The sequence below is a fragment of the Bowmanella denitrificans genome, assembly GCF_002887595.1.
Taxonomy (GTDB): Bacteria; Pseudomonadota; Gammaproteobacteria; order Enterobacterales; family Alteromonadaceae; genus Bowmanella; species Bowmanella denitrificans.
This window is the reverse complement of sequence record NZ_PEBU01000008.1, coordinates 72931-85743: the sequence shown is the minus strand read 5'-3', so window position 1 is coordinate 85743 and position 12813 is coordinate 72931. Positions and strand designations below refer to the sequence as shown.

Below are 12813 nucleotides of genomic sequence, written 5' to 3'. Positions count from 1 at the left end.
AAGACTTTGACGAAAAAAGAATACCTGTGGCAGACTGGATTGCAATGTTAAAAGGATGTTGCAGGAGCCAACTGATGCGATTTCAACTTATCTGGCCGGTATTGCTGACTCTGCTGGTGCCGCTGGCGGTAGCCTGGTTTATTTATCCCGACCATTTGCCGCCGGGCTTTGGGGTATTTCCGCCACAATTTATTGAGCAGGCACCCGGCTTCAATTTATGGGCTTTTCTGGCTGTTGGAGCGGGCGCAGTGTATATCTGCGGTTTAATCCTGTTTCCCAAGCTATATGGTTTTAAGGGAGCCACACCCAAGCCGCAACCCGGCAAGCAGCCGTTGCCCTGGTGGTTTTGGTTTGGTCTGGTTTTAAACCTGTTTTTCTGGTGGCTGATGTGGTCACACTCCACGGCTTTTGGTGATCTGGTTTACTGGTCTTTTACGCCCTTATGGTGGGGCTTTATTCTGGTACTGGATGGCATTGTTTATCATCGCAATAATGGCAGATCGTTGTTTGCCAGTCGGCCCACCACGCTATTTATTGCCGCACTGGTGTCCATCGGCGGCTGGGCCTATTTTGAATATTATGATTATTTTGTGTTGGGTAACTGGTATTACCCCGACGCTGACCAGGCGCCCTGGCCCTATCCGGTGTTGGCATTGGAGTTTCTGGTTACCTACAGCACGGTAACGCCGGTGTTATTCCAATGGTATAACCTGTTCCACACCTTTCCTGCGCTGCCGGCCCGCTATAAAAATGGCCCTAAAATGCCGTTAAATGGCAATTTAATGATTTTAATCGGTACGGTGCTGATTGGCTTAATGGTGGTCTGGCCTTATCCGTTTTTCTGGGTGGTATGGATAGGCCCCTTTGCCGTAATGACGGGTATTCTGATGCGCATGAACATCTGGAACCCTTTTACCGATATTGCCAAAGGTGACTGGAGTGCCGGGGTTTTAATTGGGGTGGCGTCACTCTGTAATGGCCTGTTCTGGGAATTTTGGAACCATGGCAGTCATGCCTTTCATACCAGCACGACCAATCCAAACTTTTGGGTTTACAATATTCCTTATGTAGACGTCATTCATCTGTTCTCGGAAATGCCATTGATGGGGTATTTTGGTTACATACCTTTTGGTGTGCTGGTTTGGCAGGTATTTATCTGGAGCGGTAAGCTGTTTGGTTTTAATACCGATATTCGTCTGGACAATGTGGATGTACTGGATGAAGACGTACAAGTTGCCCTGAAATAGGGGGCAGGACCGGGCGGTGTTGCTGCACCCGCCGCCCATGACACTTTTCCATATTGGATCATCTATGCCGAAGGTGCCGCGAACCACTGAAGAATGGATCCTACTCAGCATCAGCTTGCTGGGGGCGCTGGCTATTTTGCCCTTTGCGCTATTAAGGTTATTCAATGGTGACTGGCTGATAGCCGCGCTGGATAGTTTTGCTGTGGTGGCCATGCTGGTGGTTTTTGTGCATGTCTATGTCAGCGGTCGGGTGTGGTTGATGAGTCATGTATTTGCCTTTTTATGCCAATTGGTACTGGTGATGACCGTGATGCTCAGAGGGGCGGAGCAGCTATTCTGGTTTTACCCGGCCGCATTGGCGGTGTTTTTCCTGTTAACTCCACAACTGGCCGTGGGCCTGGTTGGCACAGCGCTACTGGCGCTCTTTCTGTTGCTGTGGCAGCAAGTGGCTGTTTTGCATCTGGCCGCATTTATTCTATCTGGGCTGGCGACCATGGGGTTTGCCGGCATTTTTGCCTGGCGCACCAAAGCGCAGCAGCAAAAACTGTTGAGCCTGGCGACACTGGACCCGCTGACCGGTGCCGGTAACCGGCGCGCGCTTGAAGAAAAACTGCTGGAGGCGGTTTACCATTTCCAACGTGTGCCTCTGCCTATGTCCCTGATTCTGCTGGATTTGGATAACTTTAAGCAGTTTAACGACAACTATGGTCATGAAGAAGGCGACAGAATTTTAGTGATGGTGTGCAAACTGATAGAAAAGCGTATTCGTCGTAGCGATCACCTGTACCGCTTTGGTGGTGAGGAGTTTGTTGTTATTACCGACAACACCGGGCTTAGGGAAGCGGGCTTGCTGGCTGAAGAGTTACGTAAGGATATTGCCCAGGCGAATATTAGTGAACGCCAGGTGACGATTTCTCTTGGTATTGCGCAATATCACCCGGGAGAAACCGGTTATCAATGGCTGGGCCGCGCCGATCAGGCGATGTACCGGGCGAAAGACAGCGGTCGGAACCATCTGTGTATCTGCGCAGGTCAGGACGACCAATTGGCGCTCACGGACAGATAAAGCGAGCGAGGTAAGCCGATAAAATAGCGATACTGGCCAAATCCAATATCGGCGCGTTCTGCATAATCGCGGTTAGTCAGATTCTGCAGACGCATTCCCAACTGCCAGCGTTGATTCAGGGCGTACTGAGCGCGCAAGTGCAGCAAGCTATGTCCCGGATAGCTGGCGCTATTCTGCGGGTCAAGATAATAGCTTCCCATATGCTGCCATTGCAGTTCCAATTTGTTGCCTGAATCAGTCTGCCAGCCGAGTATGGCGCTGAATTGCTGACTGGGGGCTGTGTCCATGTGGTTACCACGAATATTGTCCTCCGCCAGTTTTAACTGATTGTGATAGGTGTGGCGAGCCAAGCTGGCGCTACCCTGCCAGTACCAGGACTGGCCGATATCGCCCTGTAACGTTAGCTCCAGACCGCGATGCCGGGTATGGCCGTTACTGACATTTTGACGTTCAGTATCCTGGAAGATCACCTGACGTTTGTCCATCCAGTAAAGATCCAGGTTGTAACTGATACCCTGCCAGTTGCCTTTGACGCCGCTTTCCAGGCTGCTCAACTGTTCTGAGTCTAACTCCGCCAGTCGCTGACCATTTTGCAATCTGAATAGCTCGGTAGCCTGAGGTGCCCGATAGCCGCGGCTGGCGCGGGTATACCATTGATGCCCTGGCGCCCATTGATATTGCAGGGCAACGGAAGGTGACCACTGCGGGTAACTGACGGTCTGGCTGGTTGGACGTACAAAACGACAGTTTGCGATGTCTTCGGCGCAGGCATCGCCGTCAGGCAGATGATTGCGATAATCGTATTGCTGCTTGTCGTACCTGAGCCCGGCAATGAGTCGCCAGTTTTTCGCCAGGTGCCAGTTAATGTTGATAAAAGGTGACAACGTGGTGGCAATAACATGGTAATTATAATGAAGGCCTGCAGGAATAGCTGGGCTAAAAGGCTGCGCCTGATATTCCTGCAAATCGCCATCGGTCAGTTCCAGATCAACGCCTGCCAGCCAGTTTAATGCACCGGCAGCATGGCTATATTGGGCTTGCAGACCAAGGCTGCGCTGGCCATTTTGCTCCTGTGCCTGCCAGGGTACATAGTGTTGTAAAAAATCCATTTGCTGCCAGCGCAAGTAGGGCGTTAATTGCCATTGCCGATCTTCATCCAGGGCCAGGGTAAAGCGGCTTGACATGCGTATTGCTTCGGCGTTTCGATACGCTTCCGGGTTAGGGTTTTGTCTGCGCAGTGTCTCATCCCGGTAGGCATCCAGTCCGCTGACGTACCCGGCCGTTTGCTGGTCCAGCTTGGTCATGGCCAGGCGGCCTAGCCATTGCCAGTTACCCAACTGGCCTTGTGAGGCCAGATTTAATTTATATTGGCTATAACCTGAACTTTGCTGGTATCCGCCATCATCAGCCACATTGCCATAGGCAATGGCATGTTCATTGCCAAGAGCAAAGCTGCCGCGTCGATATTGATTTGGACCGGTTTCAAGGCTCGTTTGTGCTTCAAAGCTTTGCGGAATAGGGCGGGAAACCAGGTTAATAATGCCGTGCTGGGCATTGGCGCCAAACCAGCTGCTGCCCGGGCCCTTAAACACCTCTATCGCCTGGGCTTGCTCGCTGTTGAGTTCAAACAACTGATTGGCATTGCAAAAACCACTGGCGCGGATGGGAATACCGTCTTCGCTGACCAAAAAGGCACCGCAGGCACCGGCACCAGTCAGGACGGGGGAGCGGATAGCGGTCAGATGCTCCTGACCGTTACCACGACTAATCCATACACCCGGTTGTGACGCCAGGGCTTCACTGATATGGACCGGGCGCAGCAATTGCAGCGTCTGTTGCTCGACACTATTGTGGCTAACGGCTAGGTCGTCCTGCGCTTGCGCCGTAACACTAATTCGCTCCACTTCATTGGTGAAACCATAAAATGGGAGAAATGTAATGAAAATCAGTGCGCTACGCATACAGGCTAAGATATTCTGTGAACAGGGTTGCATGATCATAACTGAATCCGGGATGGCTGGCTTGCAACCTGCCCCATAACTCAGCACGATAACCGCTCGACTGTTAAAGGAGAATAAAAATGAAAGGCTGGATAGTCCCGCTGATAGTTGCGCTTGCCACCTGCGCCGTGCAGGCCGAACAGGGCTGGCGCACACCAGATCCGCAGAACCTCATCTATTTGCAATTGGAGCAGGGGCAGGTTGTTATGGAATTGGCTCCCTTTATGGCCCCGGAACATGTCAGGCAATTTAAACGTCTGGTGCGAGAAGGTTACTATGACGGTCTGGATTTCTATCGGGTCGTGGACGGTTTTGTGGCGCAGGGCGGCGATGTTAGTGAAACACGCTTATCTGAACATAAACAGAATCTTCAGGCAGAGTTCAGCCGGGCGATTAAACCGGATGCAAATTTTACTTTGGTACAAGAGCCGGACTTTTTTGCTGACCAGACTGGTTATTTGCAAGGTTTTGCTGCCGCCCGCGATGTGACGGACGGCCAGGAATGGTTGGTGCATTGTCCTGGTGTCCTGGCCATGGCACGCAGCACTGAAGCCAACAGCGGCAGTGCGGATTTCTATATTGTGATTGGCCAGGCCCCCCGTCATCTGGACCGTAATATGAGCGTTTTTGGCCGGGTACTATGGGGCATGCCACATCTTCAGGCGCTGCCCAGAGGAAATCCGGATGTGGATATGGGCGTGATTGCCGCTGACCAGCCGAAAGGTAAGATTCTGTCTATGCAGGTGGCTGCGGATATTCCGGTCGAGAAACATTTGCCATTGCAGGTTCAGGAGCAGGACTCTGCTGCAATGGCCGAGCGTCTCGACAGAGGCAGAAAGATGGACAATGCCTTTTTTCATTTTAAGGGCAATGGCAAGCTGGATATCTGCTATTACCCAACCAAAGTGCGACTGGCAACTAAGGGTTAGCGAATAGCTCTTCGGTTTATTGGCGGGGTAAGCGAATAATAAACCGGGCACCGCGCAGGGGGCTGCGATCGGCACTGATGCTGCCCCCATGCCAACTGGCCACACGTTCTGCAATAGCCAGACCTAAACCATAAGTCCCACGCTGACGATTCAGTTCCAGGCTGACAAAGGGTTTAAATACATCTTTTAGTTTTTCCTCATCGATACCCGGACCGTCGTCTTCAATATGGATTTCCAGTATGTCCCTACTGGCAATCAATCTGAGTAAAATCTGACTGCGTGCATAGCGAGTGGCGTTAGTAACAATATTGCTGATGGCCCGGCCCAGCCACATGGCGTCGCCCATAATCCAAAAGTCTTCCTGCGGTGTCTGATGTTCCAGGGTTAACCCGCGCTTGACCACCAGTGGTCGGTTGTCCTCTGTCGCACTGCAAAGTAGCTGAGTGAGGTTTAAGGCTTTTGGCTGTATGCGGGCGGCCTGACGCTCCAGGCTGGCAAAATCCAAAAATGCAGAGACCATGTTTTCCATACGTTCCAGATCGCCCTCCAACCTTTGCAGATAGCGATCTTTCTCCTGGCAGTCCTGACTGTCCAGGGCCGCATCCAGTCCAAAACGAAAGCAGGCCATAGGCGTACGCAAATCATGGGAAAGACTGCTGGCCAGCAAGCGATTTTCCGCAATCAGCTGTTCAATACGCTGTGCCATTTGGTTAAAGCTGGATTCCAAATCCTGAATGTAGGAAAAGCGGCTCCGTGGCACTCTGGCCTGCAAATCTCCCTGACCAAATCTGTGGGCCATGCGGGTCAGCAGTGACAAACGGCGGGTAAGTGGCAATAACCAGATGCCCATCATCATGGCCAGTCCCCCATACAGCGCGATGGTGAGGGCCAGGTCGCGGTCCAGATCCATGCGTTCCATCGGCGGCAAGGTCATACGTAGCAAATAGTCCGGATGTGAAGGTAATGACGCCAGTAAGTAAGGTCCCTGAGACGACTCCAGCAGCAGTCCGCCGGGATGCCGCAATTCGTCCATCAGATCTGCAGGCAAGGCAAGATTAGATGAGGACTCCAGTGCCAATGGCAGAGGCATAATCTGATTCATACGCTCAACCAGACTGGCTGGCTCATTGCCCTGGTCTACTTTGCTGGTTAGATCGGCAAACAACTGACTTAAATGCGGATAATCCTGAGGTTGCTGGCTTTCCCTGTGCTGTTCTACCCATTTGTCGATGCCCCAACCCAATAAAAACAAAGTTAGCAGGGCGGTCAGCAACAGGCTGATATATATACGACTCATGATTGGGCCAGACGGCTTTCCCGGTAAAAGCAATGCATTTTGCTGATATTACCTTGTGTCAGGGCGACAAGTTGTAAAGAATTGCGTGAACTTGTCTGGACGGTTGTCGGAGCAATAGCCTGCCAGTTAAATACTGGCAGTTGTGCACCTTGGGGTGGATTTTATTCCCAGGCATCTGCGACAAACAGATAGCCTTTGCCCCAGGCTGTTTTTATCCGTTTTGGGGAGGCGGTATCGTCCCCTAATTTTTTGCGTAGCACCGAAATCATCACATCAAACCAGCGATCCAGGCCATCGTATTCACGACCTTTCAACTGACGAAAGGCTTCATCCCGGTTGATAATGCGCCCGGCGTTTTGCGCCAGGTACCAGAGCATAGCAAACTCATTGCTGGAAAGGTCTATTTCCTGATTGTCCAGTACGGCGCGGTTGGCATCCAGATTCAGATGCAAGCGGCCAAATTCCATCAGGTTATCAGCCTTGCTGGTGGTCTCGGTGCGTTGCAACTGACCTTTAATTCGCGCCAGCAAAGCTCTTGGTCTGATGGGTTTTACCAGATAGTCGTTGGCACCCACTTCCAGACCAATCACTTCATCCAGCTCTTCACCCTGAGCGGTGAGCATAATAATGGGAACCTGACTAGTGCGTCGGATTTCTTTGCACACGGAAATACCGTCCAGACCCGGTAGCATCAGATCCAGCAGAATCAGGTCTGGCTGAGATTGCTTGGCGACAGCGACAGCCTGGTCGCCACGGGCTTCATGGCAAACTTCAAAGCCTTGCCCCTGCAGGTATTCCTGAACCCATTGGGCCAGTGATGCGTCGTCTTCCACCAGCAGGATTTTTCCGTATAACTGCATACTTGTCGCTCCTAAAACAGACGCCAATTACGTTTGCGTCGCTGTGATTCATAAACCCAGTTAACCTGAATTTCCTTGCTTAGCATGATGGTATCCTGACGTTTTAACAGCACCTGAATACTGGTGGCTGACGCGAACTCAAACTGCCATTGGCCACTGCGACGATTTTTCCAGCAAGCCAGGGGCGTACCTTGGCCTTCTAAGAACAAACAATAATCGCCATGTTCCGGAAGTTGCCATTCTATGCTCACTTGGGTATAGCAGGTTCGCCCTTTGTTAATGGCTACACAGGTATCCGGTGATATCAAAAACTGCCTGTCCGATGGTCCTTCCTGAGCCGCTGCTGGCAGGCCTAGCAACAACAGTAAAAGTGCAATTCCCTTAAAAAACATAGCGAACATTCACCATGCCAAGGGCTTCCAGACTGCTCTCAACAATAGGGCTGTCGGACACGCCTTTACTGTAATGATTCATGCCAAAACCGAGTTCCAGCAACCAGTCTTCATTAATGGGATAGAGGGTGGATACCCCCAAGTGCAGTCGGTATGCCGCTTTTCCTTTGTAGAGCGGTCTGTCCGGGGTAACTTCATGAGGGCGAATCCCAAAATAGTAATCCACCAGCGCACTGCTGTAGAGATTCAACCCCAGGGTTAACTGGATATCCCAGTTACGTGCCTGAATAATATAGTTGTAATAGGTTTGCAGCAGGAAATCCCGGTAGGCGTTGTCTAAGTCTCTGACTAACTCTACCGAGAAGTGCTGATTGTCTTCGAAGCGCTGTAAACGAACGCCAATACTGCCGTCAGATTGGCGTTCACTGATACCGCGCAGCGCTTCATTAACGTCAAAGCCGTGCTGCGTATAGCCGGATTCATCCAGAAACGGCATATAGGAGCCCCAGATGGCATCCACCTGCCAGACTTCATCCTGATAAATATGGTAACCCCACAAGGCATAGCTGCTTAAGCTACTAATTCGACGACTGGGGGTTTCTAGGAAGAAATTTTTATAGCTGACGTCAAACTGCAATGTGGGTAATACGGGCAGGGCACTGTTACCCGGCGCGTCTTTAAGCAGCGATTTTTCCTGCCAGGCAGATAAGCCCAGGGAGACTTGCCAGTTCCAGTTGCTTTCACTTTCAGACTTGTCATCGGCCAGCACGGGCAAGGCAAGGCAAGCCAGCAATAATGCTGCGGCGGTTTTCCTTATCAATGCTGTGGTTCCCGTGTTGCCTAGGTAATTATCGCTGCGGATTGTATCAAAGCTGGATTGGATAGGGAGAGAGAGTTCAGTCAAATTTGTAGGGAAATTGTAAAAGAAAAACCCGGGCGGGCCATGGAGAACCCGCCCGGTAAGAATCCCAAGAAAGACCAGTAGACTTGGGTGTGTAGTGCATTTGTAGTTTGCACAAAATGATAATGATTCGCAATAATAAAAATTAAAAAAATGTCAAATACTTGAATTTTAATGTTTTTTAGCATAATCGTGTTGCTTGCCATTTATTCAGTTAGATTTTCTGCCCCCGTCCAGTAGCACACTTACAGTGTACATAGCCGCATTACACCTTGCCTTGACAGTAGTGATCAATAAGCAAATAATGCAAACGAGAACTATTATCATGTTGTGGGTATGAAAACACTGTCAGACAAACTAGGCTATTTCAGTCAACGGGCGAATGTCAGATATGCCCTGCAACCGGATAATCCGGCGCTACTCTATAATTATCTGCAGCAAAATTGCATGCTGGCCGACAGTCATGCCAGCCGGCAGGTGAAGCGTCGTTTTCACCGCCAGGCGGTGCGCTTGTTGCTCGATACCTTGTGCGACGACTGTATCGACCTGCACTGGCGACATTTGTGCCTCGACCAGATACACCAACCGCTGCTGGCGTTACAGAGTCTGGCGCGCTCAGATCATGAACGCCGCCAGGATAGTCATTTAATCTGCGAATTGCGCCTGCTCAGCCATTATTTTTTGTCCGGAGCCTGACCCGGATAGTCAACCAGGGAGTTATGATGAAACAAACCCGCATGGAAAAAGACAGTATGGGCGAACTGCAGGTTCCTGCAGATGCCTTGTACGGCGCGCAAACCCAGCGCGCGGTGAACAACTTCAATATCAGCCAGCGCACCATGCCGCCTGCCTTTATTCGCGCGTTGCTGCAGGTGAAAGCCGCTGCCGCCAAAGCCAATAAAGCGCTGGACACCCTGCCCGCCAGGATTGCCGATACCATCTGCGAAGTCTGTGACAGCTTGCAGCAAGACCGTGATTTGAGGCAACACTTCCCCGTAGATGTGTTTCAAACCGGCTCGGGTACCAGTACCAATATGAATGCCAACGAGGTGATTGCCAAACTGGCGTCTGACAAGCTGGGTGAAACTATCAGTGCCAATGATCATGTTAATTGCAGCCAAAGCAGCAATGATGTCATTCCCACTACTATTCACGTCAGTGCCGCTTTGGCGGTACATGGCGAGTTGCTGCCAGCACTGCAACATCTCAGCAGGGTACTGGAGGAAAAAGCCGGACAGGTCAAAGGCTATTGCAAGACGGGGCGCACCCATTTAATGGACGCCATGCCGGTTCGGCTGGATCAAACCCTGGGCGGCTGGCAGGCGCAAATCCAACAAAATATCCGTCAGTTGCAAGGGCTCCTGCCTGAGCTTTTGCAGGTGGCCCAGGGAGGCACAGCAGTAGGAACCGGGGTTAACGCCCATGTAAACTTTGCCCGGCTGTTCTGTGAACACCTTAGTCAGACATCCGGGTTGCTGTTTAAACCAGGCGATAACCTGTTTGCCCTGATTGCTACCCAGGATACCGCTGTCGCGCTCTCGGGGGCGGCTAAAACCACAGCGGTGAGTCTGATGAAGATTGCCAATGATCTACGCTGGATGAACTCCGGTCCATTGGCCGGGCTTGGCGAGATTAGTCTGCCCGCTCTGCAGCCAGGTTCGTCCATTATGCCCGGTAAGGTTAACCCGGTAATCCCTGAAGCCGTCGCTATGGCCGCAGCGCAGGTCATGGGCAATGATGTGGCCATAGGGATTGGCGGGCAGTCCGGTAATTTTGAGTTAAATGTCATGCTGCCTATGATTGCGGCCAACTTGCTGGATAGCCTGGCCTTGCTTAGCAGCAGTGCCACGCATCTGGCCGATAAAGCCATTGCCGGTTTTACCGTCAACGGCGAGCGTCTGGAACAGGCACTGCATCGCAATCCTATTCTGGTCACGGCGCTTAATCCGGTGATCGGCTATCTGAAAGCCGCTGACATTGCCAAACAGGCATACCAGCAGCAACGACCCATAGTTGATGTGGCCGAGGAGCAGACCGATTTGTCCCGCGAAGAGCTACAGCGCTTGTTAAACCCGGTCAAGCTGACAGACGGAGGAATCTGATTATGGTGGCCTGCATGGAAAGGTGGCAAAGCCATATCATGGCAGGTAATGATTGCCTGGCGGATCGCCAGTTATGGGCAGCCATTGCCCATTACCAGCGTGCTATTGCCGAAGCGGAACAGTTGCTGGATGAGGAATGTGACGCTAAGGCGGCTGTGACGGCGCTGGTGGTCAGTTACCATAATCTGGCCGATCTCTACAGCCGAGAGGCGGAGCCGAAGCTGGCGGAAGGCCAGTTGCGCAAGGTGCATGAATTTGTTTTGTCTGCCATGCGCCACAACGGCAATAACCAGGCGATGGCACAGGCGCTGAATTGGGGGGTTACCAAGACATATCAGGCCTTGGTGGAGCATTACCGCCAGTATGGGGATGGTCAGGATTGTCTGGTGCCATTTCCCACATCATCTCAGTCTTTGCATTAAAGCGCGCTTTCCGCGCTTTTTCTGCGCTCCTGTCAGGCTTCTACCAGCCAGTACCAGCCATAGCCAAAAAGCAGGGCCGGGACGGCGCTATACAAAGTAGCCCAAAGTGCCGCTTTACCATTGATGGCCAGGGTGGGGAATAGCGCATCGCCGTCGTTGCCGATCGCGTTTGCCAGTAAGGCTGAAAAAGGTACCTGACCATGCAGATACAAAGTGGTTAGCAGAATTTGTGGACCACAGCCCGGCAAAAGACCGACAAGCAGGCCTAGCATAGGCATCCATACAGCGCCAGCATCAGTAACCGCTGCCAGATTCAAGCCGCCGAAGTGGTCAAGAATCGCATACAGAACAAAAGCACCTATCACCCAGGAACTGACAAATAAGGTCTCGTCCTGGGCTTTCAGTAAAGCTGATTGCTTGTTGTTGTAATGGATAGTGGCAGGGGAGAGACACCAAATTACCATGCCCAATAACAGTGCCGTTAAAGCTATGCTGTCCTGAATCTGAGCCAGCAAAACAGAAGGTTGCCATTGCAACAGTCCTGCAATAGCAAAGCACAATCCCGGTATGCCGAGTAGCAGATACAGATAGTTGAAGGGCGTGGCTTTTCTGGGTGCAATAACTTGCACGTCACTGTGCCTGGTGCGGGCCGGTGCATATAAGTTCAGCGTGTCCACCAGGTAGCCGCTGATAATGGCGGCGGCAGCGGCCAGTGCAAATACCTTTAGGGCCGTAACAGGCTGATTAAACAGCAGCAAAAAAGCTGCATCGCCCATAGTGGCAGTCAGTGTGGCGACCAGAGCGCCCATGGATATTTTACCTGCCGAGTAGGCCGTGGCGACCATGACTGCACCGCCGCATCCAGGCAGTACGCCCAGTAAGGTAGCAACAGGCACCTGCCATAAGGGATTTTGTCTGAGCAGGTCTGCCAGATCCACTTTAAGGCCCTGCTCAATGGTGTAAAACAGTAACAGGGTTGCCAGTACAAACACCGACACACCCAGATAAGCATCCACCAGGCTCTGGCGTATCAACTCCGCCAGCGGTCCTGGCAGTAACAGACTGAAAGTCAATGCGACCAGCAGCAGTAAACGCCAGCTTCGTGTTGGCCAGAATGGCGCTAACTGGGTGAGTTGACTAAATTGTTTAACACCTTGTCTGAGCAAACTGTCGTCACCTAAAAAAAACGGCGAGATAACTCGCCGTAAATACCAAATAGGGCATCAACCCAAGGTAGACCAGTAAACATGGGAGACCTTGGATATATTTCTCCAAATGAGAATGATTGTCAATTGCTTTGAGTGTTTTTGTTTTTGTTCATGTTCTGATTTAGCCAACTTGCCAACGGGGTAGAGCCGGATACCTGTGTTTCGGCCCAGCCGTGTTTTCAGACCTCAAGGTTTTCTTCGGATTGGCGGGAATGGGATTTGGATCACCCGCGATTGCTGATTATCACTGGCCGGGAGTAGCAGGCTTGCTGACGCATCTCTACAGCCCATTTACCGGCGCAGGTATCATTATCGGATGACTTTTTGCCTGTTGCTAAGCAAGGCTTTGCCCGCCTGATGGAAAGTAGCCAAACCAGCCAGGTAGTGAA

At 51.6% G+C, this 12813-nt stretch carries 12 protein-coding genes; 6 read left to right on the top strand and 6 right to left on the bottom strand.

Annotated features, from left to right (window positions below; genetic code table 11):
- The first annotated feature begins 74 nt into the window (after nucleotides 1-74).
- Nucleotides 75-1247, top strand: a complete 1173-nt coding sequence (locus CSR04_RS15235) for a mechanosensitive ion channel protein MscS (RefSeq protein ID WP_102797166.1) — start codon at nucleotides 75-77, stop codon at nucleotides 1245-1247.
- Between the two features lie 64 nt (nucleotides 1248-1311).
- A complete protein-coding gene (locus CSR04_RS15230) occupies nucleotides 1312-2313 on the top strand; it encodes a GGDEF domain-containing protein (RefSeq protein ID WP_172449382.1) in 1002 nt (333 codons plus the stop codon).
- Here the strand turns inward: CSR04_RS15230 and CSR04_RS15225 are convergent.
- On the bottom strand, nucleotides 2280-4313 hold the full coding sequence (locus CSR04_RS15225; RefSeq protein ID WP_245921652.1) for a TonB-dependent receptor: 2034 nt from the start codon (nucleotides 4311-4313) through the stop codon (nucleotides 2280-2282). The two genes, CSR04_RS15230 and CSR04_RS15225, sit on opposite strands and share 34 nt — an antisense overlap.
- 80 nt (nucleotides 4314-4393) lie before the next feature.
- Here CSR04_RS15225 and CSR04_RS15220 point away from each other — a divergent pair, with 80 nt between their 5' ends.
- Nucleotides 4394-5242, top strand: coding sequence for a peptidylprolyl isomerase (locus CSR04_RS15220; RefSeq protein WP_102797164.1), 849 nt, complete (start codon nucleotides 4394-4396; stop codon nucleotides 5240-5242).
- A 16-nt stretch (nucleotides 5243-5258) separates the two neighbouring features.
- Here the strand turns inward: CSR04_RS15220 and CSR04_RS15215 are convergent, their stop codons facing one another.
- The 4 genes from CSR04_RS15215 to CSR04_RS15200 form a co-directional block, all read right to left on the bottom strand.
- On the bottom strand, nucleotides 5259-6539 hold the full coding sequence (locus CSR04_RS15215) for a sensor histidine kinase (RefSeq protein WP_102797163.1): 1281 nt from the start codon (nucleotides 6537-6539) through the stop codon (nucleotides 5259-5261).
- Between the two features lie 161 nt (nucleotides 6540-6700).
- On the bottom strand, nucleotides 6701-7399 hold the full coding sequence (locus tag CSR04_RS15210) for a response regulator (protein WP_102797162.1): 699 nt from the start codon (nucleotides 7397-7399) through the stop codon (nucleotides 6701-6703).
- Nucleotides 7400-7410: 11 nt separating this feature from the next.
- Nucleotides 7411-7791, bottom strand: a complete 381-nt coding sequence (locus tag CSR04_RS15205) for a DUF3019 domain-containing protein (protein WP_172449381.1) — start codon at nucleotides 7789-7791, stop codon at nucleotides 7411-7413.
- Nucleotides 7781-8611 (bottom strand): MipA/OmpV family protein, encoded by an 831-nt coding sequence (locus CSR04_RS15200; protein WP_172449380.1) that lies wholly within the window; start codon nucleotides 8609-8611, stop codon nucleotides 7781-7783. Before CSR04_RS15200 ends, CSR04_RS15205 begins: the two co-directional genes overlap by 11 nt.
- Nucleotides 8612-9028: 417 nt before the next feature.
- On the opposite strand from CSR04_RS15200, the gene CSR04_RS15190 reads away from it, so the two are divergent.
- From CSR04_RS15190 to CSR04_RS15180, 3 genes are read left to right on the top strand one after another with little or no spacing between them, the layout of a single operon-like run.
- Complete coding sequence (locus CSR04_RS15190; RefSeq protein WP_102797158.1) at nucleotides 9029-9388, top strand: hypothetical protein; 360 nt, start codon at nucleotides 9029-9031, stop codon at nucleotides 9386-9388.
- Nucleotides 9389-9414: 26 nt separating this feature from the next.
- On the top strand, nucleotides 9415-10794 hold the full coding sequence (locus CSR04_RS15185; protein WP_102797157.1) for a class II fumarate hydratase: 1380 nt from the start codon (nucleotides 9415-9417) through the stop codon (nucleotides 10792-10794).
- Between the two features lie 14 nt (nucleotides 10795-10808).
- Nucleotides 10809-11216 (top strand): DUF2753 family protein, encoded by a 408-nt coding sequence (locus tag CSR04_RS15180; RefSeq protein WP_172449379.1) that lies wholly within the window; start codon nucleotides 10809-10811, stop codon nucleotides 11214-11216.
- Between the two features lie 32 nt (nucleotides 11217-11248).
- On the opposite strand, the gene CSR04_RS15175 is transcribed toward CSR04_RS15180, so the two are convergent.
- Nucleotides 11249-12382, bottom strand: a complete 1134-nt coding sequence (locus CSR04_RS15175) for a putative manganese transporter (RefSeq protein ID WP_172449378.1) — start codon at nucleotides 12380-12382, stop codon at nucleotides 11249-11251.
- Nucleotides 12383-12813 lie beyond the last annotated feature (431 nt).

Excerpts from the sequence above, each read along its gene's own strand:
- CSR04_RS15235 (WP_102797166.1), top strand. The coding sequence starts at position 75 with ATGCGATTTCAACTTATCTGGCCGGTATTGCTGACTCTGCTGGTGCCG.
- CSR04_RS15225 (WP_245921652.1), bottom strand. The coding sequence starts at position 4,313 with ATGATCATGCAACCCTGTTCACAGAATATCTTAGCCTGTATGCGTAGC.
- CSR04_RS15220 (WP_102797164.1), top strand. The coding sequence starts at position 4,394 with ATGAAAGGCTGGATAGTCCCGCTGATAGTTGCGCTTGCCACCTGCGCC.
- CSR04_RS15215 (WP_102797163.1), bottom strand. The coding sequence starts at position 6,539 with ATGAGTCGTATATATATCAGCCTGTTGCTGACCGCCCTGCTAACTTTG.
- CSR04_RS15210 (WP_102797162.1), bottom strand. The coding sequence starts at position 7,399 with ATGCAGTTATACGGAAAAATCCTGCTGGTGGAAGACGACGCATCACTG.
- CSR04_RS15230 (WP_172449382.1), top strand. The coding sequence starts at position 1,312 with ATGCCGAAGGTGCCGCGAACCACTGAAGAATGGATCCTACTCAGCATC.
- CSR04_RS15190 (WP_102797158.1), top strand. The coding sequence starts at position 9,029 with ATGAAAACACTGTCAGACAAACTAGGCTATTTCAGTCAACGGGCGAAT.
- CSR04_RS15205 (WP_172449381.1), bottom strand. The coding sequence starts at position 7,791 with ATGTTTTTTAAGGGAATTGCACTTTTACTGTTGTTGCTAGGCCTGCCA.
- CSR04_RS15180 (WP_172449379.1), top strand. The coding sequence starts at position 10,809 with ATGGAAAGGTGGCAAAGCCATATCATGGCAGGTAATGATTGCCTGGCG.
- CSR04_RS15185 (WP_102797157.1), top strand. The coding sequence starts at position 9,415 with ATGAAACAAACCCGCATGGAAAAAGACAGTATGGGCGAACTGCAGGTT.